Consider the following 25,793-nt stretch of genomic DNA (forward strand, 5'->3'; position numbering starts at 1 on the left):
CCGGGTAGGCGAAGGCATTGCCTTCACCTCCCCAACGATCTTTTCCGGATAGGCTCTAAGTGCTCATCAGACGCGTTTTCCGCGCCTGTCCAGGGTTGCGGGTCGGAAGGTTTGTGACCGTGTGACCATGTTCCATCGTCATTCGGACAGGCGCAGCCTCCAGAGGTGACGTGTATGTTCGGGAAACCCACGCTGACGCACCGGTTCGTGCTTCTGGTTATTGGGCTGGCAGTCGTCCACGCGGCGGTCTACCTCCTCGGCGCAACAACGCTGACCACAGCGGTCACCGCCGATCAGGACCTCAGCCGCTACTGGCGCACCACCTACGACATTCTGGTGCGCCCGCCCGCCTCTCGCTCCCCGATCGAGACGGCGTTCGGACTGGTGCAGGCTAATCACCTCTCCGGGCTCTCCGGCGGGATCACCTTTGAGCAGTACGCGATGATCAAAGCGCTGCCCGGTGTGGAGATCGCCGCGCCAATTGCGATGCTGGGCTTCATCCCGCCTGAGCGGATGGTGTTCGCCGAGTTCGATCGGCTCACGACCCCTGGCGCCTACAAAATCGTTGTCTCACTGCTCATCGATGACGGTGTGCAGGTTCGCCCGCAGGAGTACAGATTTCAATACTACTATGTGGGAGAGGATGCTGCATCTGAAGGATCGGCGGCATACGGACCCATTCTTCCTATCGCTCCTTCGTTTCCATTCCCACCGCTCGGCGAGGTGGAGATCCCGCTCCTGCTGGCAGCCATTGACCCGCCCCAGGAGCGTGCGCTTGTCGGATTAGACCAGGCGCTTATCCGAGGGCGGCTGCCGGGCAGCGGTCCGGTCCGTACCTATACCGTCGATTTTCCGGAAGGGAATGAGGACGTGGCCGCTCTTCCGGTGCTGATCAACGCCACGCCGTATGTCCGGCTGCGCCTGCGCGCCGAACTCACGCGCCTCATCCTACCGCCCGACACGACGACCTATGATGCAATCACTGCGCGCGGCGGCGTAGCGTATCTGGATACCCTCCCAGCAGAGACCATCGCCGTTGTCGAACAGGACAGCGGTGCAGCCTATCAGCGCCTGCTCGACGAACTGGCGCCTGTGGATGCACGGGAGCAATTGCGCAACATCACCTATCGCAACCGCACCGGCGTGCTGGGTCCGATCACGTATCGGGAAACGACCGCGCCATTCCCGCACGCCCGGGTCGTGCTGGAGGCGGCGCCGCTGCCGCAGGCGTCTCATGTGGCAGACCCCGCCTATCGCCGCGCGATCCATCCCAATTCCCCAGAGGCGCCCAGAACCAGGATGCACTTTATGATCCAGGGCACAGGCGTCTTCGACATCGAGCGTCTGCCGGGGGTCGCCGACGTCAACCGCGTCCCGCTGGAGACCTACTATCCGCCGCGCGCCGTCCTGCGCTACGATGATGCGGGCCAGCCGGTCGCTCCGCGCCCCCTCTTCCCGACCCTCGCCCTCAGCGGGTATCTCCAGCCCCCGCCGCTGCTGCTCACGACGCTCGAAGCGGCGCGCACCCTGCGCGGCGATGCCTGCATCAGCGCCATCCGCGTGCGTGTGGCTGGCATCGACCGCCTCGATGCCGCCGCGCAGGCGAAGATCGAAGCAATCGCCTCGGAAATCCAGCGCCGCACCGGTCTGGAGGTGGATATTATGGTTGGCTCGTCGCCCCAGCGCATTCTGGTGCGCCTGCCGGGTCTTGGCTATGTGGAGGAGTACTGGGTGCGGAAGAACATCAATACCGCAATTGGCGTGACGATCAATCGCTTCGCGGCGGCGCTGCTGACCGTCGTCGGCGTGGTTGGGGTCCTCTTCACGCTCAACACGACGCTGATCACCGCTCTGGGGCGGCAGCGCGACCTCGGGCTGCTCCAGGCGCTCGGCTGGCGACAACGCACGATATGCTGGGGTCTGCTGCGCGACGTGCTGCTGGCAGGCGCGCTCGGCGGCGGTGGAGGCATTGGACTGGCACTGGTCATCGCCGCCGCTGTCCAGCTGCCTGTTTCCTGGTCTATCGCGTTCCTCACGCTGGCGGTCGGGCTGAGCCTTGCGCTGCTGGGTGGGGCGTTGCCCGCCTGGCGCACGGCGCGCCGTCCGCCGCTCGCCGCACTGCACCTGGGGCAGGTGCGCGCCGTCGGCATCGGGAGCGCGCGCCGGACGGGCGGCTATGCGCTTCACAGCCTGCTGCGCCGTCCGGCGCGCACCGTGATGGTGCTGCTGACCCAGGGGCTGAGCAGCGGGCTGACGACGCTCATCCTGCTGGCGGTGGTCGAAACGCAGGGCTACCTGACAGGCACGCTCACCCTGCTGGGGGAGTACATCCTGCACCGCATCGAAGGGCATCACGTGCTGATCGCCGCGCTGAGCGTCGCACTGAGCGCGGCGATGCTCGGCGATCAGGTCGCGCTGGCGCTGCGCGAGCAGGCGTGGGAGGTTGGCATGCTCAAAGCGCTGGGATGGCGAACGGCGGACGTGGCGTGGGCGTTTGTACGCCAGGCGGTCTGGCTCGGCGCGCTCGGCGGCGGCGCTGGAGTGCTGCTGGCGGCTTCCGTCTTTGGCGCACTCAATGCGCGCCTGCCGCTGACGCTCATCTGGATTGCGCCGCTAGGGATCGGACTGAGCGTGGCGGTCAGCCTGCTGGCGGCGGCGGCGCCCGCGTGGCGAGCGGCGCGCCAGCCGCCGCTGGCGCTGCTGCAGTCGGTGGAGCGCGAACGATGATTGCGGTCGAGAACCTGGTGCGGGTCTACGGTGGGCGCGCGCCGGTGCAGGCGCTGCGCGGCGTGACGCTCCAGGTGCATGCGGGCGAATTCGTGGCGATCCAGGGACCGTCGGGGTCGGGCAAATCGACGCTGCTGCACCTGATCGGCGCGCTCGACCGCCCGACGGCGGGGCGGGTGACGGTGGACGGGGTGGATCTCAACCGCCTGAACGGGGACGCGCTGGCGGATTTCCGGCGCGAGACGATCGGCTTTGTGTTCCAGGTGTTCCATCTGCTGCCAGCGCTCACCGCGCTGGAGAATGTGATGCTGCCGTTGTGGCCCTATCGCCGCCAGTTGGCGTTCGACCTGAGAGCGCGGGCGCAGGAGATGCTGGCGACGGTCGGATTGGGCGCGCGCGTTGATCACCTGCCGGGAGAGTTGTCGGGCGGGGAGCAGCAGCGGGTGGCGATAGCGCGCGCATTGGTGAACCATCCGAAGTATCTGCTGGCAGACGAGCCGACCGGCAACCTGGACGTCGCCACGGCGCACGAGATCGTGGGCTTGCTTGAACAGGTGCGGTGCGACCACGGCGTGACAATCGTGCTGGTGACGCACGACGCGACAGTGGCGGCGCACGCCGACCGGGTGGTGCGCCTGCGCGACGGGTGCATCGTGGCGGACGCGGTGCAGGCGGCGTCGTGACGCTATGCATGCCATGAGTCCACTGCAAAAAGGCTTAACCACTAAGGATACGAAGCGCACGAAGGTAAATAAACCATGAAGTGCATGTCCTTTGTGTCCCTTCGTGACCTTCGTGGTTGCTTTTTGCAGTGAAGTCTTATATTGAATATGAGTACTTTCAACGCGAAGGCATTCCGCCATACCCAAGCCCGTATCTCGCAATCGACAGCATTGATAGGAAGTGGATCGATATGAATGATCCCAATCGATCCCACTATGAACGTTACTATCGTGCGCGCGAAGCCGAACCGCACGAAGGCATCGAGTGGAGCCAGGTAGGAACAGGTTCTGAGGGTGTCATAGAAGAGTGTCAGCGCTACGAAGAGAAAATCGACCGTGCCAGGCAAGCCATAACCACCTTAACATACAACGAATGGCTTGAGCGCTTTACTCACTTGAGTCGCTCATTTCTCGGCAATGCTATTTCGCCTGCTGCAATCGGGGGATATGAATATAAAGGCATCCAGAACGATGACATGTGGGGTGAAATCCATTTCTTCGAACGATCCAGCACATTATCCGCCAGTGATCGCTATCCTGATTTTCCGACTGTTGAAACGCTGAAATTCGATCGCGCTCTTGGCGGAACTATTGAATGGCGGCGCACCGTGATCGACGGAGATACATCGGTTGTCCATGCCATGTCCCGGATGGTGAAATGGGAAGTGCTCGATGGCTCAGCAGTCCCTGCAGATATATTCTCACCTCAACCATGACCGCCGATTCGCCTCCTCGCCTGATACCCGCCGGTCCTGCGCGCATGGAGCTGCGCGTGGTCAATTCGCGCTTCATCGGTTCCGCCGCTCCCGCCGCGACCGTCGAAGACGCAAAGGCGTTCATTGCCGCGGTGCGCGCCGAGATGCCGGACGCCACGCACCATGTCTATGCGTATGTCATCGGTCACGGTTCGACCACCATCGAAGGAATGAGCGACGACGGCGAACCGGCCGGAACTGCCGGGCGTCCGGTGTTGAGCGTCGTGCGCGGCAGCGGGTTGGGGGATATTGTGGTGGTGGTGACGCGCTATTTTGGCGGGACGCTCCTGGGAACCGGCGGACTGGTGCGCGCCTATGGCGATGCGGCGAAAGCCGTGCTTGCGGCGTTGCCGCGCACGGAAAAGATCGCCCGCCGCCGGTTCCTGGTCACTATTCCCTATTCCGCATATGAGCAGACGCGACGACTGATTGCTGCACATCACGGCACAGTTGAGCACGAAGCGTTTGCAGCGGACGTGACGCTGGAAATCATCCTCCCGGAAGCGCATATCGCGGCGTTGTCCGAGGCGTTGCGGCAGTTGACGGCAGGCAGGGCATCCCTGAGGTGACGGTCATCGGTTGTGCCCCAGCAACGCCGCCACGCCTTCCTGCATGGTGGCAAACAGGCGCACGCCGTTCAGGTGCATGCGTTCGTGGACGATGCTCTCGGCGATGTCGGGGCGCACGCCGCACAGCGCCAGCTGCGCCCCCATCAGGCGCGCGCCGTCCGCCGCCTGCCGCAGCGCCGCCGCCAGCGATTGGTCAAACCCGGTGACCCCGGTCAGATCGAGCAGGACGGCGCGTGCGCCGCGTGCTTCGATCTGGTCCAGCAGCCGCGCAAGCAGCGTCGCGCAGCGCGCGCCGTCGAAGGCGCCGATCAGCGGCATCGCCAGCACCCCCTCGCTCAACGGGATCAACGGCAGCGTCAGACGGGTGATCAGCGCGTCCCGTTGCCGAATCGCCTCGAGGGAGCGCTCCAGTTCTGCAGTGCGCGCTTCGAGCGCGGCGCGCGAGGCGGCTAGCGCCGCCTGCTGCCGTTCCGCAGTGGTCATATCGCGCAGGATCAGCACGCTGGCTGCGTCACGATCCCCGTCGATGGGGGTCTCGGCAACGACCAGCGTGACGGCGACCTCGCCAGTGCGCTGAAAGCGCCGTAGACCGACCAGCCGATCATCAGGGGTCGTCTGTTCGTCAAAACCGGCGCGCGCGAGCGCTTCTTCAAACGGCATCTCGCCGACGCCTGGGCGCAACATCTGCTGCGCGGCGCGATTGGCGAAGCGTATCTGTCGTTGCGCATCGAGCACGACCGCTCCATCGGGCAAATGCTCGATAGCCGTGCGCAACGCGACGCTCGAGGGACGGAACACCTGGTAGCGCAACGTCACCCAGCCGAATGCCAGATAGAGGGGGAGCATACTGGCATAGTTCAGCGCCAGAAGTGCGCGTTCGCCAAACAATGCGCCTGCTCCAAACGATAACGCAATGCCCCCCGATAACCACATTGCTGGTTGGACCACAGCGCGATTGTGTCTGGCAACAACCAGAAGCATGGCGATAGGAACCAATAAGCCGCTCAAAACGTAGAGCGTCATAACCAGTGGAAAGAGCGGGCTTATGGCGAAGATCCGCATCCCGTCCTTTGTGAATGTGTCCGAGCGCCTGATCAGGTCGAAACCGCCATACCAGTCCAGTATCAGCCACAGGGCCATCATCAGGTATGGCGCAGCCAGGGTCCAGCGCAGCGACTTCTGGGCGTATCGGTGCGGAATGAAGATTGCCAGGATAAGCCATACCAGCAACCAGGAGCTGATGGCAAGCAAGGGACTCGTTAAGCCATGAACAAACCAGATTTCCTCTTTGCTCTTTCCTGTCAGGCGCAGAACGCCGACAATCATCAGGGTAATGGCATTGAGCGCAAAGAGGGCAAAAAGGCGATTCGTAGTCGCACGCCAATCCTGCACCAGGACATACACGCCGGTCGCCGTTAGAAGGACCATCGTCAAGAGAATAAGCAGCAAGTTCATAGCGCTGCCTCCTAACGAGAGAGAGGTTACAGCGACTCGCGCTGAGTCGCAGTTGCATATAATGGATTATAATGACCAGTAACACGCCTTTGCAACTATACGATAGTCACTTCGCCGCGTGGGACTATGGCTGTGTCATTGGAGCCACGCCAGCGTTTCGTTGCGAGGATGGCAGGCATCACCCCGACTCCAGGCGAAGCACAGAGGGTTGTTCTAACAGGAAGCCATTTTCGTCGTTGGGGCCGGTCTCAGACCTGCCCCAACCGGTATAGCGCAAGGGTGGGTGTCCGGGCGGACGCCTGGCGCAGGGCAGGTCTCAGACCTGCCCCAACCGGTTTGGCACGAGGTCTGGCGCCCGACGGACGCCTGGCGAAACGCAGGTCTGATAGGGCGATCAACCAGATGTTACACTATAATTGCCAGTGTTGACCGTCTTGCGGCTGACGTTGGCTTCGACAGGCACAGCCAACGTCAGCCGCTCCACGTCTGATCGCTCTGTGAGACCTGCCCCAACCGGTTTGGCACGAGGTCTGCGCCCCGACGGACGCCTGGCGCAAGGCAGGTCTGCGACCTGCCCCGACGAGTTCGGAAAAAGGACCATGTCGCTCGAATTCATTCTCCTGATCACAGCGACGCTTCTAATCATCAGCATTATCGCCGGCAAGACGTCGCTGCGATTTGGGTTGCCGGCGCCGTTGCTCTTTCTGCTGATCGGAATGCTTGCCGGGTCGGACGGTCCTGGTGGGATTGCCTTCGATGACGCCCGGCTGGCGCAATCGATCGGCGTGCTGGCGCTGGTACTGATCCTGTTTTCCGGCGGGTTGAGCACCGACTGGCAGATGATCCGTCCGGTGCTCTGGACCGGACTGATCCTGGCGAATCTCGGCGTGTTGATCAGCGCGCTGCTGGTGGCGGTTGCTGCACATTTCCTGTTGCAATTTTCATTGCTGGAAGGGTTCTTGCTCGGCGCCATCATTTCTTCGACCGATGCGGCAGCGGTGTTTGCCGTCATGCGCACCCGCGACGTCAACCTGCGCGACAATCTGGAAGGATTGATCGAACTCGAATCGGGGAGCAATGATCCGATCGCGGTGTTCCTGACGATTGGATTGACGATGGTGCTCGCCGATCCATCGCGCTCGCTTGCAAGCCTGGCGCCGCTCTTTCTGTTGCAGATGACGATTGGCGGCGTTGCAGGGTATGCATTGGGGCGGGTGATGGCGATTGCGATCAATCGCGCCCGCTTGCAACTCGAGGGGTTGTACCCAGCGCTGATGTTGGGGCTGGTGCTGCTCACCTACGGCGGAACGGCGCTCATCAATGGCAGCGGCTTCCTTGCAGTGTATCTGGCGGGCATTGTGCTCGGCAACTGTGACTTTGCCCATAAGCGTAGTTTGCTTCGTTTCTACGACGGTCTGGCGTGGCTGATGCAGATCGCCATGTTTTTGGTGCTTGGCTTGCTGGTCTTCCCTTCCCAACTGATCCCGGTGATTGGCGAAGGTCTGCTGATGTCGGCATTTCTCGTCTTCGTCGCGCGACCGGTGGCAGTGTTCGCGTCACTGGCGTTCACCCGCTACGACTGGCGCGCCAAAGTGATGGTCGCCTGGGCGGGGTTGCGCGGCGCGGCGCCGATTGTGCTGGCGACCTTCCCGCTTTTGGCGGGGCTGGATCGCGCCGGTATGATGTTCAATCTGGTCTTCTTTATTGTTCTGACTTCGGTGCTGATCCAGGGGACGACTATTGCGCGCGCGGCGCGCTGGCTCGGCGTGCAGCAACGGCAACGCCCCGCGACATTCCGTTATCCGCAGGAGTTCGTTCCGAAGGTGAGCGCCAGCAGTCAACTGGTCGAATTGACGGTTGCACCGGGATCACCGGCATGCGGACGCGCGATCATGGAACTGGGGCTGCCGCGTGGCGCGCTGGTCGTGCTTATCAACCGCGACAACGATAGCCTCGTGCCTGGCGGCACGACGATCCTGGAGCCGGGCGATCGGGTGTTGCTTGTAACCGAACGCAGCGCACTCGATGAGGTGAAGCGCGTGTTGGTTGAACATTGAACGTGTTGTCTTACACAAAGGCGCAGAGGCGCAAAGGGTTCTCATACTCATGGCGTGGTCATTCGTACAATACTGCTGGTGCGCGCTGCGGGACGCCGGGACACTGCGGGCGAAAGCCCTCGCTGAGGATATGCAAGCCCCCTTGGGGCTGCTGCCAGGGCGCAGTCTGCGTCCACGACCGCCAACGCACATTGGGGGTTGTTACGCCTTGTGAACCGGGCGCTCGAACATCTTGTCCGACGGACCGCAAGATAGTATCGGTTCTCGGTTCTCAGTTCTCAGTTCTCAGTTCTCAGTTCTCAGTTCTCGGTTCTCAGTTCTCGGTTCTCGACGCCCAATGAATGCCAACCCTTCACCCCAGAAGCGCAAGATGGACGCATACCTCTGGCCCCTGACGACACTCGTTGATGAACGTGGGCGCCTGATGATTGGCGGCTGTGACGTGGCGGACCTGGCGCGCCAGTATGGAACGCCGCTCTACCTGTTCGATGAGGCGACCATTCGGAACGCCTGCCGCGCCTGGCGAACGGCGCTTGCAGCCCATTATCAGGGGGAAACGGCAGTGCATTACGCCAGCAAGGCGTTGCTCAACATAGCGCTGGCGCGCCTGATTGCCGATGAAGGGCTGGGTCTGGATGTGGTATCAGGCGGTGAGTTGTACGTCGCGCTGCGCGCCGGTTTCCCGCCGCAGCGGATTCACATGCATGGCAACGCCAAGACGCGCACCGAACTGGAGCAGGCGCTGGCAGCGGGGATCGGTCAGATTATCGTTGATAACCTCGATGAATTGGAGTTGCTGGCGAACCTGACTGCGCATCGTTCATCGCCACAGGCGGTTGCCTTGCGCGTTGCGCCAGATATCGCCACCGACACCCATGCCCATATTCAGACCGGTCACGCGACATCGAAGTTCGGTCTGCCGCTCGATGCGCTCGATGCCGCCGCCGAACGATTACGGATCGCGCCTGGTCTGCGTCTGGTCGGGTTGCACGCGCATCTGGGGTCGCAACTCTTCGACGTAAACCCGTATACCGCTGAGATTGATGTGCTGCTCGACAGCGCTATGCGCCTGCGCGAGCGCCACGGTCTGATGATTCAGGAAATCAATGCCGGTGGAGGAATGGGCATCCCCTACACTGCCGACCAGCACCCTCTTGATTTCCATACTTGCGCCGCGCGGTTGGGAGAGGCGCTCACCGATGGATGTCGTCGGCGCGGGTTCCCGTTGCTGCGCCTGGTGATTGAACCGGGACGATCAATCATCGCGCGCGCAGGGGTCGCACTTTACACGATTGTCGCCACAAAGGTTCTTCCGCATACGCGCTTCCTGCATATCGACGGCGGCATGGGCGACAATATTCGTCCGGCACTCTACGGCGCGCGGTATACCGCTGTGCTGGCGGAACGGGCGAATGCGCCGGTTGAGGAGATCGTGGAGATTGCCGGTCGTTACTGCGAGTCCGGTGATATGTTGATCCGCGCCATCCCTCTGCCGCGTGCCAGAGTCGGCGACGTTCTGGCTGTTCCGGTGGCAGGGGCGTACACGCTGAGCATGGCCAGCACCTACAACCTGACCCCGCGACCGGCGGTGGTGATGGTGAACGGCGGATCGGCACGCCTCATTCAGCGCCGCGAAACATATGAGGATATGGTTGCCAGGGATGTGGCGTCGTAGTCGTTAGGGGCAGGTCTGAGACCTGCCCCTAACGACGCCCCCCGACGCCCCCGATGCCCTCACGGTCCCGTGAATTTACCACCCATCGCCCATATCGAAATCGCCGCCGAGATCGGCGCTCAGGTCGCCGCCAAAATCCTCGAAACCGGTTGACATCTCATCCATTCCCAGATCGCCGATCATCTCATCGGCGGCGAATCCGTCCAGGATCGCCTGCGCCGCCATGCTGCCGATCACGCCGCCGATTAGGGCGCCGAGGAACGTCCCGGCAAGCGCGCCGCCAAATCCCATGCCGCCGGTTGCAGGCATTGCCTGTTGCGCCACTGGCGCTGGCGCGTCATTGCGATTGAACAGCCGCTCGACCGTGCCCGGCTCGCGCAGTTCCGCGCGCGTCGCCAGGTGCGCCAGGGTCTGCGGGTCGTCCTGCTGCGGCAGAGATGCGCGCTCGTGCGGCGGCAAGACGTTTGTCAATTCGTGTAGCGCATACGCGCGCTGCTCTGGCGTCAACTGCGCGAAAGCGTCGGCGTATGCCTGTTCGATCGTATCAGGCGGGGCAGTGCGCAGAAAGTAGCGATAACGCTCAAGCGCCTGCTCATCGCTGCTCAGGCGCGTGGTTGGTCCGGTCGCAGGGCGTGGGTGCTGGTTGGGCCGGTCACGCCCGAACAAAAAGTCAAAGATACCCATGGCAAGACTCCTTTCACTCGTCATTCAGTATAGCGACCGATGCGTGCCGTGATGAGAGCATTTTCCCCTGTATTTGCAAGGAAGTACATCCTTCTATTGACACAATATTTCAACGATTGATGCCCTCCTGCATTGTGGTACCTGTGGTATCATTGCGCTGGATGCACGCTGTCGCGACTGTTTGAACACGGGGAGGACGTATGACCGCCATCGATGTCGCTGATCGCATACAGAGCGATCTGGCGCACCTGTTGCACCCGCTGTATCACCCCAGCGGGCATCAGTCGCCGAAGATCTGGGTGAAAGGGTGCGGCGCGATGGTGACCGACATCGAGGGCCGCGAGTATATCGATGGATTGAGCGGGTTGTGGAATGTCCATATTGGGCATGGACGGCGCGAACTGGCGGAAGCGGCGGCGGAACAGATGGCGACGCTGGCGTACTGCTCCGCCTATACCGGCTCGTCGAACCTGCCTGCCATCAATCTGGCGGAACGCCTGAGCCAGTTGATGTACCCATCGATCAACACCTTCTTCTTCACCAGCGGCGGCGCCGAGGCGACCGAAACCTCGTTCAAGACGGCGCGCTACTACTGGAAACTGCTTGGCAAGCCGGACAAGGTCAAGTTCATCTCGCGCGTGCGCGGCTACCACGGTGTGACGATCGCGGCAATGAGCGCCACCGGTCTGCCGGTCTACTGGCCCATGTTCGAACCGCGTATGCCAGGCATTGTGCACATTGAGTCGCCCTACCCGTATCGCTTCGTCAATCCGACCCCGGACATCAGCGATGGGATTGCTGCCGCCAACCTGCTCGAAGAAGCCATTCTGCGCGAAGGTCCCGATACAGTGGCGGCGTTCATCGCCGAACCAGTGCAGGGCGCCGGCGGGGTGATTGTGCCGCAGGACGACTACTTTGGGCGTATCCGCGAGATCTGCGACACATACGATGTGCTGCTGATCGCCGATGAGGTCATCACCGGGTTTGGCCGCACCGGGCGCTGGTTTGCCCTCGAACATTACGGGATCGAACCGGATATTGTGCAGTTCGCCAAGGGCATTACCAGCGGTTACATACCGCTTGGCGGCATCGGCATCTCCGACCGCATTCGCGAAGCCATTCACAGCGCTCCGCCCGACAAACGCTACATGCATGCCTACACCTATTCTGGGCATCCGACCTGTTGTGCCGTGGCGCTGCGCAACCTTCAGATCATCGAAGAGGAAGGGCTGGTCGCGCGGGCAGCCGTGCTTGGCGAGCGACTGCTCAATGGCTTGAAGACGCTCTACACGCTCAATGGCGTCGGCGATGTGCGCGGCAAAGGGATGATGGCGGCCGTCGAACTGGTGGCGGACAAGGCGACGAAACAGCCGTACCCGACCGAGGCGAATGTCGGAGGGCGCGTGTACCAGGAGATGATGAAACGCGGATTGTTCACCCGCGTCCTTGGTGATATGATCCTGCTGGCGCCGCCGCTGGTCTCGACTGAGGAGCAGATCGACCGGATTGTGACGATCATTGGTGAGTCGGTGCAAGCGGTGGTCAGGGGTTAGAAAACCTCTGGGCGTGACCGTCATCTCGGGCATCCTGGTGATGGTCACACATACCAGTGCCACCATATTGTGGCATAGGCGAGTGCATTCAACATGAGCAATGCAATCACCAGTGCAGCGGCGCCGACCGAGCGTCGCTGCGCTGGCCACCACGCCAGCCATCCGGCAGCGAGAACCAGCGCCAGCGGTCCGATTGCGGGAAAGCCGTAGCGCGGGAAGGGAGCGGGTTGCGCAACCAGCGCCGGGAGAATCCGCAGTGCTGCATTTGCCCAGAGAAGCGCGCCAATAATCAGAATGACTGCGGTTGCAATATGTCTTGGCGAGAGGCTGCCGCGTCTGACGATGACCGTGTGGGCGAAGCCAACCAGAAGCGCCAGCACGACGAGCGGCAACACCGTGCGCCAGATTCGATCCGACGGTTCCACCTCGCCCCATCCGAATGTCATCAGTGAGCGAAACGTCAGATCGGGCGCAACGCGAAGCAGAATGATCGGTCCTGTGCGCTCCAGGTCGATCAGTGAAGTCACGATTCGAGAGGGAGAACGCCGAACCAGCGGCCATGCCGCACTGTCAATCATCGGGCGAAGATACAACCAGCCATGTTCTGCCGATCCATTACGCACCAGGTTCGTAATGAATTGTCCGTTCCAGCGACCGGCGGTTGCCGTATTGTTCAATTGTGGCGGCGGATGAGCAGGATGGATGCCCTTGACGACAACCAGACCATCAAAGAAGAATGTGAGCGGCGGTGCGTCAGACGTTGGAGCAGGAGCGGGCATCAACACCTGCATTGTTCTCAGAACTGGCGGCGCCTCGAACGTCCATGTGATAAATCGAGGTTGAGTATCAACGTCTATGGGTAAGGTGGTAATCGTCTTCAAGTCGGGGTCGAGATCATTGTAGAGGATAACAGGTCCGGCGACGGTTGCTGCGCGCGACGCCCACCCCCACGCGCCAATCGTGACCGGACCACCGGCGATTGCAGGGAGATCTTCAGTCATTACAGGTGCAGAAAGACCAGAGAGTTCATACGGCGAGAAACCGGCGGTGAGACGAAAGGCATGCCGTCCATGCGGTGCATCGGAAAGCGCGACTCGCGCTGCTCCATGTTCCGAAACGGCGCCGTAGCGATACCATGCAGCGGGGTCGCCCCAGGTCAAACCAAAGCCTGCAACGACAATCCCAACGCCGGCAAGCGCAGCAATAATTCGTCTCCAGCGCCATTTCCGCCTGATCCCAACCGCGATCAACAGAACGACGAATGCGAACGGCACAGCAACCAGCGCCACATTCTTCATTGCTGCTGCAATCAGCGCTGCGCTAACGACCCACGCTGCGCGCCTGGCGCTCCATCCTTGTACAAGAATGTGGACGACACTCCATAGAAAGAGGGAAAATGCCAGAATAGCTCCAACATCATTATTCACAGCGGTCATGATGTCGGCAAACGGCGGAACCAGCGCAGCAACCAGTGGCAGTAGCCAGCGCATCGGATGACCGGCGTCAAAGAGCGTGCGTGCAATGCCGCCGAGTATTGCAATGGTTGCGATGAACATCGTAAGCGACACGGTGCGCGCCAGGTAGAGTTGATCGATGATGCTCCATCCGCCGGCGGCGCGGAGAGGAATGCTGACCAGCAGATGGTATGTGGGCATGTGCGACAACGCGCGACCTTCGCCGCCAATCCAGGCAATCGCCGGGTTTACTGTTCCGGGCGCGGGCCAGGAGGGATGGAACGCGAACAACCAGGCAAACTCGAAGTGCGCCGGTTCATCGTAGTGTTGCCAGGGAGGAACCAGCACAAGAAACACCAGCCCCTGAATCGTGGCGACGACCAGAACGACGGCGAGCCGCGCTGCATCCGACGCCAGGATGCGTTGCAGAAATGCCAGCATCGGCGTCAGGTGCGGTTGCGCGCCGAAAAAGATGGCCACGCCGATCGCGGTTCCAACCGGAATAAGCCAGAGATCGGGCAGGAACGCCACAGTATCGACTGGACGAGCCGCAGCAATAGCTGTGAGAACGGCTGTCCCGCCAACAACGATCCACGGCGCAACGCGGCTTTCTGTGCGCAACGTGGCAGCAAACAGCGCAATCGGCGCCAGCAGCAGCACAAGGGTGCGCACGACGCCGAGGGTCGCAATGGCGCCGCTCTGCGGCGGAAGATCATCAGCGGGGTAGACCGCCACGCGGGTCACAGCCGCGCCAAGGTCGCGTTTGTCACTCTCCTTCGCAGGTCGGAAGGTGCGGATATCGAGGCGAAGGTCGGGGGCGCCAGGGCGCGGCGGCAACAATACCCGGTAACGACGCCAGTCGCCCCCGACGACAAACGTGTTGCTGCGCCAGGAACCCAGGGCGAGACGTGTTTCGGCAGGCGCGGCATCCGGCGGGCGCGGCGAGGTCATACGCAGATCGACGATCAACCGGCGCCGGGTCAGACCAAACAGGCGCAACGCAGCGTCGCGCTCCGCCCAGCGGTACTGCTCACGCTCATTTGCCTCGGCAGCGCTGAAGCCAACCACATGCCGCTCCGCCGCCGGATTCGCTGCGTCGAAATGCAGTCCAGCAGGAGCGAACGCCAGTCCAATCCCAAACGCAATGATTGCCAGAATGCCTGCCAGACCCCACTGCCGCCACGCCATGACGTTACGGGATGTCACAGCGCTCGAATGTGCAACATCTATCGTCGATACAGGATAGATTTTCATATGGTCTAACCTACCCCCTACCCCTACTGCCCCTTCATCCGCAGCACCACATGCACCGTTCGCGCCAGAATGAGCAGGTCGAACCAGAAAGACTGATGTTTCAAATAGTAGAGATCGTATTGAAGTTTTGCCAGCGCCGCTTCGATGCTATCGCCATACTCGTAGTTGATCTGCGCCCATCCGGTCAACCCGGGCTTGACCGCCAGACGCACGCGATAGAACGGTATCTCCAGTTGCAATCGTTCGACGAATTCGGGCCGTTCCGGGCGCGGACCGACCAGGCTCATCTCGCCGCGCAGCACATTGAGCGCCTGCGGCCACTCATCGAGGCGCATCCGGCGCAACAGACGACCGACGCGCGTCACGCGAGGGTCATCCTTCACTGCCCATTGCGCCTCGCCATCCGGCTCGGCGTCCTGCACCATCGAGCGGAACTTGAGCACGGTAAATGGCTTGCCGCGCCAGCCGACGCGCTGCTGCCGGTAAAACACGGGTCCGGGCGAATCGATCCAAATGGCAAGCGCAAGAAACGGGAGCAGGATCAGGAGCGCCACTGCCAGAGCCAGACCGCCGACAAGATCGAGCAGACGTTTGATCACCGCCTCGGCTGTGCGCGTCGGGCGTGATTGCAGCGGCAGCGCCACATACCACTGACTGCCGACGTGCTCCACGGCGATCTTCCCCGTCAGACGTTCGTAGAGCAGCGGCATCGGCGTGATGGTCACGCCGTTTTCGTAGCAATCCATCAACACTTGCAGCGCCTCACCGCTGACCTCGCTGCTGGCAATGACAATCTCATCAATGCGACGTTCCCACACCACATCGCCAAGACGGTCGATACTGCCGATCACCGGAATGTTGCCGATCTGATCGCGGTGCACCTGCAGCCCGTCATCGACAAATCCGACGATCTCGTAGTATGGACTATGCCCTTTGAGGATGACGTGCGATAGCGTCGAACCCGCCTGACCTGCGCCGACAATCAGCAGGCGACGGCGGGTGTGCGGCGCTCCCAGCACACGAATGTATGCCAGACGCCAGATGACCATGAGCGTAACCAGCGCCACAATCGCAAGCGCTGGAGCAAAACGCAGCGGCGGCGCGCCGGTCTCAATCGCAGCGAGCATGCCCGTCACGGGGGCGCGGGAGAGCACAAAGAACAGGATCAGGTAGCCAAACAGCAGCGCCAGACCGCCAAGGAGAATGCGGCGCATGCTGGGACCGATCCGCGCAACCAGACGCAGGTTGTACATATCTGCCAGCATCAGCCAGAAGGGCCACCCGATGCCGATCAGCGCCACCCAACCAACCTGCTCCTGGATCAATCCGATGTCCAGTGAACGGTTTGCCAGGCGCGCCCACACCCATAGCGCTCCAAAGACTGCAATCGCGGTTAACGCCAGATCGCCGATGCGCAACAACAACCGGCGCTCGGAGATCTCCAGACGCAGGTGGAATGGCATCTGGTGCGTTCGTGATGCCGGATTGACTACAGCCCGTCGACTCATGGTATCGGCACGACCTGTTCAGGCGCCCGGCGTTTTATGAGCAAAGAACAGGCGCTCCAGAGAAAGCCGCTGCCCCAACTGAGATGCATCGCCGCCATTGCCAGCGGCAATCCCGCAACCAGACCCGGATCACGCCGCTGTGCAGCGGCATGTATGCCCGCAGCGCCAAGAGCGCCTCCATACAGGGCAATCGCTGCCGCCAGCGCCGGCCGCGCGGGCGCCGCAAACGGCGCGCTGACCGACAATCCCAGCAAGCCTGTCACAAAGAGCGGGGGAAGAGCCTGGCGCCAGCGCAACGTTGCCGGATACTGCGCGAGCATGCGCGCTTTCCAGAAGCCGTACCGCCAGTACTGCCGCGCCAGGGCGCGCAATGTCGGACGCGCAATATACACGGAACGGATCGCCGGATCGAGCCAGATCACGCCGCCGTGCTGTCGGATCCGGGCATTGAATTCATAATCCTCATTGATCGGCAATTGTTCATTGAAAAGTCCAATACGATCAAACAGTTCACGCCGAAACGCGCCAAACGGAACAGTATCTACGGCGCGTGCAGATGCAGGTGCACGCCGGTACTGCGCATCGCCGACGGCGAGGGGGTGCGCAGCCGCAACCGCAATCGCGCGCGCAATCCATCCGTTCGCGCCGGGGCGAATCTCCCACACGCCGCCGACGTTATCGCCAAGACCCTGTTCGAGCGCTGCCACACAGCGCGCCACATAATCATGCGCAGGAATGGAATGTGCATCGAGGCGGATCAGAATCTCGCCACGCGCCGCAGCAATTGCGCGATTCAGCGCCGCCGGCGTGATACGCTGCGGGTTCGATACGACCCTTATCATCAGGTCAGGATGGCTGGATTGGAACTCCCGGATGACTTCGAGTGTGGCGTCGGTCGAACCGCCGTCAGCAATCACGACCTCCATCGCGGCGCGCGGATACGATTGGCGATAGACGCCTTCGAGCAGCAGGCCTATGGTCTTGTGTTCGTTGTAGCATGGCGTAATGATCGACACGCATGGAAATAACTGCGCCGCTCGTTGCGCAGCGGCGTCCGGTACTGGCATCTCCGGCGCTCCGTCGTCGCCAATGGCGATGTATGAAGGGTGTGCATCCATCCGAACCTCGCTGCATTGCTTTCGTCGCGTCGCACAGACGCCTGGTGCGCCTGCGGTCAGCGCTGTACGTCCAGCACCGTCACCCAGGCGTACCGTCGCAGCGCAGGGACCAGACGAAACATCCGCTGATCAACGGCATTGAGCAGGCGCAGAGTGTGCTGAAACAGCGTGCGACTCTTGAACGGCACGAAGATGAATGCTCCGAGCGCCAGAAGATAGAACTCGCGATGCGAACTGCGGGTAAACGGTTCCGCAAAAAAACGCAGGTCTGCCAGGCTCAACGGTTTTTCGGTTGGCGTGCGTCGCCACGGCGTCAGATAACGAAACAGGTTGAGCGCCGGGTTGTGGTCGAGCGGCTCAAGGAACACGGCGCGTCCGCCTGGCTTGAGCACACGCTGCACTTCCCGCCGGGTCACTGCCAGATCGGTGTGGTGCAGCACAGAATGACCAAATATATAGTCGAATGTGGCATCGGCAAATCCGAGCGACTCGGCGCTCATCTGCTGAACTGTAACGCGATCGCCAACCCCTGCGTGGATCGCGCGCGATTGCGTCATGGCAACCATGCCGCCTGACAGATCGACCGCCACAACACGGGCGCCGGATTGCGCAAAGCGCACCGCATGGATGCCACGCCCACATCCAAGGTCGAGAATCATACTGCCAGCCGGATAGTCGATCAGCGAGCAGGCATAGGCATCGGCGGCATCGAGTGCGCCCCAGGCATAAAAGTCGCGTCGTTCGCGGGCGGCGATACGGTCGTGATGCGTCCGCTCGACCTGCTGGCGTGCAGTCAGTGTTGCTGGCACGGTTGGCTCCTTCACCTCTTGTCCAGGCGGAGCGATTATATCACAATGACCGGTCGTACTATCGATCGGTCGTCACGAAAGTGTAACGATCAATCCGGGTTTCGTTCCGCTGGATACAGTATGATCAGGTAGCGTTCGGATCGTGGACATGGTCGAAAATTGACAGAACGACGCAGTGGCGCCTGCGCGCACGTGAACTCCTCGTGTCGGGACCCCTGGATCGCCTGGAGATGCGGGTGTCTCGTCCAGAGGTTACGGCGCCGGATGCGCACGCTCCACAAGATTCTGCACACGCTCAAGCATCGGCAACAGGTTCGTATGCGACCGATTGTTCTCATCCTCATGACCCTGATGCTGCTCACAGCGTCGCCTTCCCCCGCAGTCGGATTGGCAGAAACGACATTTACCGCTTATTTGCCGCTGATCAGCGTTCCCGATACGCGCGTGTTGCTGGGGTATGATCTCCGGGTGTCTCAGGGAACGCGCGCCGAGGCGCTCTTGCCAGCGCTTCCTGCGACCTGGGCGCGTGCCGGCGACCTGGTGTGGGATGCGATCGAACCGCAGCGAGGTGCGTATTCGTGGGAAGCGGCAGCGGTGCTGGAGGCGAACATCCGCCGCCTGCGCGCCGCTGGCATTGAGCCGGTCGTGCTGGTGCAGATCGCTCCCGAGTGGGCGCGTCGTCTTCCGGGGCGCACATGCAGCCCGGTGGCGCCCGAAGCCTACGCGGACCTGGCGCGTTTTGCGGCAGCAGCGGCGGCGCGCTACCGGAGCGGCGATCTCGCAGTACGATACTGGCAGTTCTGGAATGAACCCGATTTCACCCCTGCCATCTCCGACAGTAAAGGCATCGGATGCTGGAACACCGGCGTTGCGCCGTGGTATGGCGGCGACGCCTATGGCGCGGCGCTGCGCGTCTTCGCAAACGCCGTTCGCTCGGTCAACCCTGGCGCGCAGATCATCGGCGGCAATTTTGCGCATTTCTGGCCCGACGACCGGCCGACGCTCGGTTTTTTGCGCGGCATGATCGAAGGCGGCGGGCTGGCGTGCGATATCATCGGGTTCTCTGGCTATGCCCGCTGGGGCAGCGCCGAGCGTATGACATTGAAAGCGCAGAACCTGCGCCGGACTCTGGCGATATATGGTCTCGAACAAACGCCCATTGCCGCTCTGGAGGTCGCTGAAGTGTGTCCCGAAGGGCAACCCTGCCCATCCGATTATCAACAGATACAGGCGAACTATGCCGCCCGGATTTACGCTCTGGCGATCGCGATGAATCTGCGCGGCATTCTCTGGTATACCCTCCTGGAGCAGGGAACGGGATTTCAGCACAGTCACCTGGCAGATGTTGGCATCAACGGTGTGACGCCACGACCGGCGTTCTATGCGTACCGCAACGCGGCGTTTCTCCTTCAGGGCGCAGCGTATGCCGGTCCGCCGCTGACCGATGTACGTTTCGATCAGGACGGCATGGTGCAGACGCTGCGTTTTACCACGCGCGATGGTGCGCCGTTATACGTCTTCTGGCGCCCTGGCGCTCAGGCGGAAACGGGATGGGGGTTGGTGGCGCTGCCTGGCGCACGGGCGACGTGCATCACCCATCTGGAGCGCCCAACGCCGCCTGCCGTCGATTGTTCCGATCTGGACAGGGATGGATTGATCCGTTTCAACGTCAGCGACAGGCCGATCTACATTCGCCTGGGGTCATAGGACTCAGCCAGATTGCGGCGACCGTACCGCGCCGAGCATAACCCACGAAACAGCCACCAGTCCGGCGGCAATGCCGAGCACCAGCGTTTCGGATACACCCGCTCCGAGGAGCAGCGCGCCCAGCAGCGGCGCCAGCATGCCACGAACACCGATCGTCGCCGCCTGAAGCGCTGTGTACTCCATCACGCGCCCGCGCTCTGCAAGATCAATGACTCCGGTTGTAATTCCCAATTCAAAGCCGCCCTGCATCAACCCCTGGCAGATGAAAGCAGGCAACAGCATCCAGGCGTCGCCAGCCCAAACATACGTCAACGGCACGAAGGCAGCCAGCAGAATGCTGAGTCGCAGCACCCACAGCGGTCCGTAGCGATCAAGCAGCCGCCCCCACACAAAGAAACCCGCCAGCCAGAAGATCGATTGCACCAGACCCAGGTAGCCAATGGTCGTATACGACAGTTGCAGCCGGCTCACCTGCACGATCGGGTAGAGCGGCAGCGCCATAACAGCGCCGAACCCATAGACCGTCAGAACCAGCAGATACAGCGCAAATCGTCGATCACGGCGCACAATCGGGAGCAGCGCCCGAAGCGCCGGTTGATTCGCCGGCTCCGCTGCGCCGTCCACCGGACGAACGCGCGAGAAGACCAGGCTCGAAACCACGCCAAAGATCGCGGCCAGCGCGAAGAGCGGCTGGTGCCCGACCTGATCGAGCGTCCACCCCGCAATCGGTGTTGCAATCAGAACGACGATGGAGACCCCGATCCGCACGGCGGACATCGCCCGCCCCCGGTAGCGCGGCGGGTAGATCTGCTGCATGATGCGCGCATATGCTGGTGATGGCAGCGCCTCGGCGATCCAGAACAGGGCGGCGAGCGCCAGCAGCCAGGGCGCTTCGGTGAGCAGCGCACCACACAGGAGCAAACCGCGCCCGAACGACCAGGCAATGATCGAAAAGCGCAATGGCGACGTGCGGTGGAGGAGCGCCAGGCTCAGAGGCGACAGGGTCTGGCCGATGTAACTGAAAATGACATACAGAGCGAGTTCGAAGGAAGTGGCGCCCAGACGACGCAGAATGACCGGAAAAAACGTCAGGCTGGCGGCAAAGAAGAGACCATACCAGAAGGAGGCGAACAGTTCGATGCGGGCATTGGCGCGAACAGGCTCCGGGTACGAACCGATCAGCAAACGTTCGAGGCGCCGCAGGATGAGGAGAGGGAACGATTGCACAACGGCTCCGACGGGTTTCAGGCGAGCGGCGCTATCGTAGCGCGACTGGCATCTCCCGTCAAGCCTGGAAGGCGCGCTAACCGTTCACGGTTGGGGGAGATGATGCCGCCGGTCGCCCACAAAAGGGGTTCGGGGGCAGCCCCCGAAAAGGAGAAGCGGCGGCGGAATAGTCTCAGCAAGCGCCAACGCACGGCGCCCCGCCGCCCCGGGGCGCCGCACATCACGCCTGCGCTTCCAGGAAGAGCGTAAACAGGTGTAGGATGGGCAAAGAGAAGCGGGCGAAAGCGTCACTTCCGCCCGCGCGCGTCGGCAACCATACCCCCGATTCTGTTGTTTGCCGCCATCTCTCTCCGCGCGTAGCGCGGGCCGCTCCTGGCCTGGCGGGTGTTACCCGCCCTCACCGTCGCGGCTGCGATGTGAGCGAACGCGGTGGTGCTGGCGCGGCATACGCCGCTCCCACACGATGAGCCCGCCCCACACACCTTGCTCCCCATCGTCGGCGCAGTCGCCTGGCCGCCGACATTGCTGCCGACGCCGGTGCGCTCTTACCGCACCCTTTCACCCCTTACCTGCGCCCCAAAAGGGGCCATCGGCGGGTCTGCTCTCTGTTGCCGTCTTGCGTCGCGTGGGCGTTGCCATCCACGCGCCCCCGCTTGCTGTTTCGCGGGGCGACGTTCCGCCTTGCGGCGGGCGAGGAGTCGGGAAGTTCCTCTGGAGGGTCGCTCCAGCGGCGGCGCGTTGCCGACATATGTTCTGCATATATTGTAACACGCCGCGCAAGCGTAGGGAAAACCGATCAGCCTGCGGGCGCGCTTATTGACAGTTGCCGGCGATTGGAATCGCCCTTCATAGTGGCGACCAAACGTCCGCCTGCGTAGACGAAGGGTGGAGAGGTCCACGCAGGTGGACGCCCGGCGGAACGACCGTCCGGTGTGACTTCAGTCGCCAGCCCAGGCGTATTGCTGCAAGGATGCGCTTTCCTTCCGCAAGGCGCATTGCGCCCGCACCCGTCGGATTGCCTGCGTTGAGCATCGAAATGCCCGAACGCCCCCTTCTCCCACCAGGGGAGAAGGGGGTTGGCGGTTCGACAGGCTCACCGCAAGGGATGAGGGGAGAAAACGGTCAGCACGCCGAAACCGCGCCTCGCAGCTCAAAACGCTGCACTTGAAAGATGAGCGGGTTGTGAACCTGCTCTCAAGCGTCTCTCTGCGTCATTTCGTGTGCTTTGTGGATCGCACCCGACGCTGTGCAGAAGATGAGGGGTTCTCTACCGTCAGGAGTTCTTCGAGGTCCGCACCATCTTCATATGGACCGATGACCGCCATGTGCAGATGCTCGTCGCGCAAGACCTGTTGTGCGACCCGAAGCACCTCCTCGAGCGATACGGCCTCAACCTCGGCGACCACCTGTTCAATCGGGATAACGCGGCCATAGCGCAACTGATGGGACCCGTTGCGTGATGCAATCGCCCACGTATCTTCGAGCGAAAGGAGAATGCCGCCTTTCACCTGTTCCTTGACCTGCGCGAGTTCATCGGCGGTGATCCCCTCAGTGCGCACGCGCCGCAGTTCCGCCATGACGGTCGCCAGGCACTCCCGCAGGTTCGGCGGCTCGACGCTGCCGAAGACGACCCACTTTCCGGCGTCGTGATGTTCGCGGCTATAACTGCCAATGTTGTATGCCAGTCCTCGTTCTTCGCGGATCTCCTGGAAGAGGCGCGACGACGGACCACTGCCAATCACCGTGTCGAACGCCAGCAATGCGCGACGATCCGGATCGTTATAGGCAATGCCGCGAAAGCCAATGCAGAAGTTCCCCTGTTCATTGTCGTCGCGGCGCAACGTCAACGCCGGACCTGGCAAAGGCGGCTTACTGGGCAGGCAGATGCCCGGTGTTCCCTCTGGAAGCGCATCAAAAGCAGCGGCGACTGCGTCGAGCGCCCGTTGCGCGTCAACATGGCCCGCAATCGAAATGACCATGTTCCGCTTTGTGTAGTGCGTACGCCAGAAGGCAACGATCTGTTCGGCGGTGAATGCCGCTATCGTCTCTTCACTGCCAGCAATGTCCCGTCCCAGCGGTTGATCGCCCCACATCGCTGCGTCGAGCAACAGATGCACCAGTTCCGAAGGCATGTCTTCGGTCTGATGCAGTTCTTCGGCGATGACGCGACGCTCCTTTTCGACATCGAGCGGATCGAAGCGCGGCGCGATCAGCATATCGGAGAGCGCGTCAATTGCCCGGTCGAAATAGATATCGGCGACTTTGGCGTAATAGACGGTCGACTCAAAACTGGTGTAGGCATCCAGAATCCCGCCGATCCCTTCGATGGCATCGACGATCATTTTGGGCGATGGCCGGCGTTGGGTGCCTTTGAACAGCATATGCTCGATAAAATGCGCTATGCCGCTCTCGTGCCGCGCTTCGTGACCGGCGCCGACTCCGACGAAGCAACCGACCGATACCGAACGCGCATATGGCAACGGCTCAATTAGCACACACAGCCCGCCCGGCAACATGTGGCGTTGTGGAGATGATGGATAGGTGTTCATGCCACCAATTATACCCTGAAACGTTGTCTTAACAAACATTCACGTGGCAGACAAGACACTGCAAAGAGGCGGTCATCCTGAATTGCTACTATGGTGAAGCCATGTAGCATTTTGGACCAGCAGTTCACAGGTCGACGCCCATGCTCTACGCCCACGAACCGACGAAAGTGCTGAATCCCGCCGCCGAGCGCAGCGATGATCTTCCCCTTCTCATTGCACATATGCGTAGAATTGATATTCCTCAGACGCTGGATCGTCACATTCCCACACGCGCCTACTGGGGCAATCTCAGCGCCGGATGGACGGCTGTAGTCTGGTTGACGCATCTGTTGTCGTGCAGTAATCACAAACCGAAAGCCATCCAGCAGTGGGTGCTGGCTCATGCGGAGACGTTACGCTGGTGCACCGGCAACGATGTCACGTCCGCCGACGTCGACATCGACCGTCTTTACGATGTCCTGATCGGATTGAGCGACGACAGACGCTGGCGAGCCATTGAGACCGATCTGAACCGACATATGTTGCGCGCCTGGACCCTGACGGTGGAACAGGTGCACCTGCGTTTCTATGAAGGGCGCTCGTGGCATATCTCGCCCAATGGTTCGTTTCAGATCAGCAAAGCGCATCCCTGGCGCGCCAGAACACTGCGCCCGTCGATTCTGCTGGCAACCCTCGATCCATGGAATGTGCCACTGATGACGTGGTCTTTTCCCGATACCCGCATTCCCGTTGCGTCATTCACCGACATGCTGGAACAGATAGCGCAAACTCTTCTGCAACCGCAGTATCGATTCGTCGGTGACGCTCTGACGTCCATCGAACTCCGGGGCGCAATTCATATGCGCAACGACGAGTACCTCTGCCTGTTTCCTGATGCACTGTCTGATCACGCGCTTCCTTTCGTTGATCGTTTCCCTGCCGACGTCTCCTCGTTCTTTTCGGAGCACAATGGGCATCACTTCTCGATTGCAAGCGGCATCGAGTGGACGGCGCCGGCAAGTGCGGATATTGACGGCACGACAATTGCCTGGAACGAGCGGCGAATTGCTGTGCGCTCACCCGTTCAGGCGCGGCTGTTGGAAAAAGCGCTCCGCACTCGACTGGCGCGCGCGGAAGCGGCGTTGCTGGCGCTTGTCCAGCGCAAACGCGGGAAACGCCGTCCGCGCTCGCTCGACGATCTGCGCGAAGCCGCACATGCCATCCTCGACAGTTACCAGGTGCACGGTCTGTTGCACCTCGATTTCGTCGAGCAGATCGAGGAGCGGGTAGTGCGCCGGTACCGTGGACGTCCGACGGGGGTGCGCATCGAGCGTGATGTGCATCTGACCGTTTCGACCGATATCGACGCGCTTGCGCAGGCGATCCAGCGCCTGGGGTGGCAGATGCTCGGTTTGAACATTCCCCCCTCCGATCTACCTGCAGATCGGGCGCTTGCGATTGCCACTCTCCCGGTTTCGGGCTTCGAGCGCTTGCACGGCTGGCCGTTGTCACTGACGCCACACGAGGTGTATACTTCGGAATTAGAGGTCGGGCTGGTGCGTCTGCTTGCTCTGGGACTGCGCACCCTCGCGCTGCTGGAAGCAATTGCACGCCTCCAGCTGGTCAAGGAAGGGTTGTTGCCTTCCATGGACGATGAACGCACTGCATCGCGCACCACCAGCGAGCGTTTGCTCGACGCCTTCTGCGATATTCTGCTCTTCCCCGGAGTGAACCGTCGCTCTCACGGCGTCACGCCGCTCTCACCGCTGCAACAACGGGTTCTGCACCTGCTGGCATTGTCGCCGGAGATCTATCAGGCGACGGGGTGAGGGTCTGAGCATAACGTTTCAGAAGCTATTCGAGAGATTGCTGCGTGACGTGCGACTCGGGGAGGCGAAGGCATTGCCGTCGCCTCCCCAATTGCCTTTCTCATACGGAATCGCGGTCAGTCAGACAAGATGTTCGAGCGCCGGTTCGCAAGGCGTAACGGT

17 protein-coding genes are annotated in these 25,793 nt (G+C 61.8%); 9 read left to right on the forward strand and 8 right to left on the reverse strand.

Features of this window, described 5'->3' with window-relative positions; all coding sequences use genetic code 11:
* Positions 1-174: 174 nt before the first annotated feature.
* The 4 genes from AC3EA7_RS20540 (at position 175) to AC3EA7_RS20555 (ending at position 4,773) form a co-directional block, all read left to right on the forward strand.
* Positions 175-2,727 carry an FtsX-like permease family protein gene (locus AC3EA7_RS20540; protein WP_488615940.1) on the forward strand — a complete coding sequence of 851 codons (2,553 nt, stop codon included), beginning with the start codon at positions 175-177 and terminating at the stop codon, positions 2,725-2,727.
* A complete protein-coding gene (locus AC3EA7_RS20545) occupies positions 2,724-3,410 on the forward strand; it encodes an ABC transporter ATP-binding protein (RefSeq protein ID WP_488615941.1) in 687 nt (228 codons plus the stop codon). The genes AC3EA7_RS20540 and AC3EA7_RS20545 overlap by 4 nt, the downstream gene beginning before the upstream one ends.
* A 128-nt stretch (positions 3,411-3,538) precedes the next feature.
* A complete protein-coding gene (locus AC3EA7_RS20550) occupies positions 3,539-4,165 on the forward strand; it encodes a hypothetical protein (protein ID WP_488615942.1) in 627 nt (208 codons plus the stop codon).
* On the forward strand, positions 4,162-4,773 hold the full coding sequence (locus AC3EA7_RS20555) for a YigZ family protein (protein ID WP_488615943.1): 612 nt from the start codon (positions 4,162-4,164) through the stop codon (positions 4,771-4,773). The genes AC3EA7_RS20550 and AC3EA7_RS20555 overlap by 4 nt, the downstream gene beginning before the upstream one ends.
* Before the next feature lie 3 nt (positions 4,774-4,776).
* Here the strand turns inward: AC3EA7_RS20555 and AC3EA7_RS20560 are convergent, their stop codons facing one another.
* Positions 4,777-6,228: an STAS domain-containing protein gene (locus AC3EA7_RS20560; RefSeq protein ID WP_488615944.1), complete on the reverse strand. Its 1,452-nt coding sequence runs from the start codon at positions 6,226-6,228 to the stop codon at positions 4,777-4,779.
* Between the two features lie 599 nt (positions 6,229-6,827).
* On the opposite strand from AC3EA7_RS20560, the gene AC3EA7_RS20565 reads away from it, so the two are divergent.
* Both AC3EA7_RS20565 and lysA read left to right on the forward strand, forming a co-directional pair.
* Positions 6,828-8,285 carry a potassium/proton antiporter gene (locus AC3EA7_RS20565; RefSeq protein WP_488615945.1) on the forward strand — a complete coding sequence of 486 codons (1,458 nt, stop codon included), beginning with the start codon at positions 6,828-6,830 and terminating at the stop codon, positions 8,283-8,285.
* Between the two features lie 370 nt (positions 8,286-8,655).
* Positions 8,656-9,960: a diaminopimelate decarboxylase gene (gene lysA, locus AC3EA7_RS20570; RefSeq protein WP_488615946.1), complete on the forward strand. Its 1,305-nt coding sequence runs from the start codon at positions 8,656-8,658 to the stop codon at positions 9,958-9,960.
* Between the two features lie 75 nt (positions 9,961-10,035).
* On the opposite strand, the gene AC3EA7_RS20575 is transcribed toward lysA, so the two are convergent.
* Positions 10,036-10,644, reverse strand: coding sequence for a hypothetical protein (locus AC3EA7_RS20575; protein ID WP_488615947.1), 609 nt, complete (start codon positions 10,642-10,644; stop codon positions 10,036-10,038).
* Between the two features lie 200 nt (positions 10,645-10,844).
* Between AC3EA7_RS20575 and AC3EA7_RS20580 the strand changes: the two genes are divergently transcribed.
* Entirely contained in the window at positions 10,845-12,197 is a 1,353-nt protein-coding gene (locus tag AC3EA7_RS20580; protein ID WP_488615948.1) for an aminotransferase family protein, read from the forward strand.
* Positions 12,198-12,241: 44 nt separating this feature from the next.
* Here AC3EA7_RS20580 and AC3EA7_RS20585 read toward each other — a convergent pair whose 3' ends face one another.
* The 4 genes from AC3EA7_RS20585 to AC3EA7_RS20600 are packed head-to-tail and all read right to left on the reverse strand — an operon-like array spanning position 12,242 to position 18,340.
* Positions 12,242-14,905 carry a hypothetical protein gene (locus tag AC3EA7_RS20585; RefSeq protein WP_488615949.1) on the reverse strand — a complete coding sequence of 888 codons (2,664 nt, stop codon included), beginning with the start codon at positions 14,903-14,905 and terminating at the stop codon, positions 12,242-12,244.
* A 23-nt stretch (positions 14,906-14,928) separates the two neighbouring features.
* The gene (locus tag AC3EA7_RS20590; RefSeq protein WP_488615950.1) at positions 14,929-16,368 is read right to left on the reverse strand and encodes a sugar transferase; all 1,440 of its coding nucleotides are present in this window, start codon (positions 16,366-16,368) and stop codon (positions 14,929-14,931) included.
* A 41-nt stretch (positions 16,369-16,409) separates the two neighbouring features.
* Positions 16,410-17,531: a glycosyltransferase family 2 protein gene (locus AC3EA7_RS20595; protein ID WP_488615951.1), complete on the reverse strand. Its 1,122-nt coding sequence runs from the start codon at positions 17,529-17,531 to the stop codon at positions 16,410-16,412.
* A gap of 56 nt (positions 17,532-17,587) precedes the next feature.
* A complete protein-coding gene (locus AC3EA7_RS20600; RefSeq protein WP_488615952.1) occupies positions 17,588-18,340 on the reverse strand; it encodes a class I SAM-dependent methyltransferase in 753 nt (250 codons plus the stop codon).
* Between the two features lie 318 nt (positions 18,341-18,658).
* Between AC3EA7_RS20600 and AC3EA7_RS20605 the strand changes: the two genes are divergently transcribed.
* Positions 18,659-20,047 carry a hypothetical protein gene (locus AC3EA7_RS20605; RefSeq protein ID WP_488615953.1) on the forward strand — a complete coding sequence of 463 codons (1,389 nt, stop codon included), beginning with the start codon at positions 18,659-18,661 and terminating at the stop codon, positions 20,045-20,047.
* A 3-nt stretch (positions 20,048-20,050) separates the two neighbouring features.
* On the opposite strand, the gene AC3EA7_RS20610 is transcribed toward AC3EA7_RS20605, so the two are convergent.
* Positions 20,051-21,274, reverse strand: coding sequence for an MFS transporter (locus tag AC3EA7_RS20610; RefSeq protein WP_488615954.1), 1,224 nt, complete (start codon positions 21,272-21,274; stop codon positions 20,051-20,053).
* Between the two features lie 1,211 nt (positions 21,275-22,485).
* Positions 22,486-23,823: a M16 family metallopeptidase gene (locus AC3EA7_RS20615; RefSeq protein ID WP_488615955.1), complete on the reverse strand. Its 1,338-nt coding sequence runs from the start codon at positions 23,821-23,823 to the stop codon at positions 22,486-22,488.
* A 140-nt stretch (positions 23,824-23,963) separates the two neighbouring features.
* Between AC3EA7_RS20615 and AC3EA7_RS20620 the strand changes: the two genes are divergently transcribed.
* Positions 23,964-25,631 (forward strand): hypothetical protein, encoded by a 1,668-nt coding sequence (locus tag AC3EA7_RS20620; protein WP_488615956.1) that lies wholly within the window; start codon positions 23,964-23,966, stop codon positions 25,629-25,631.
* The last annotated feature ends 162 nt before the right edge of the window (positions 25,632-25,793 follow it).

This window comes from Roseiflexus sp. (genome assembly GCF_057785375.1).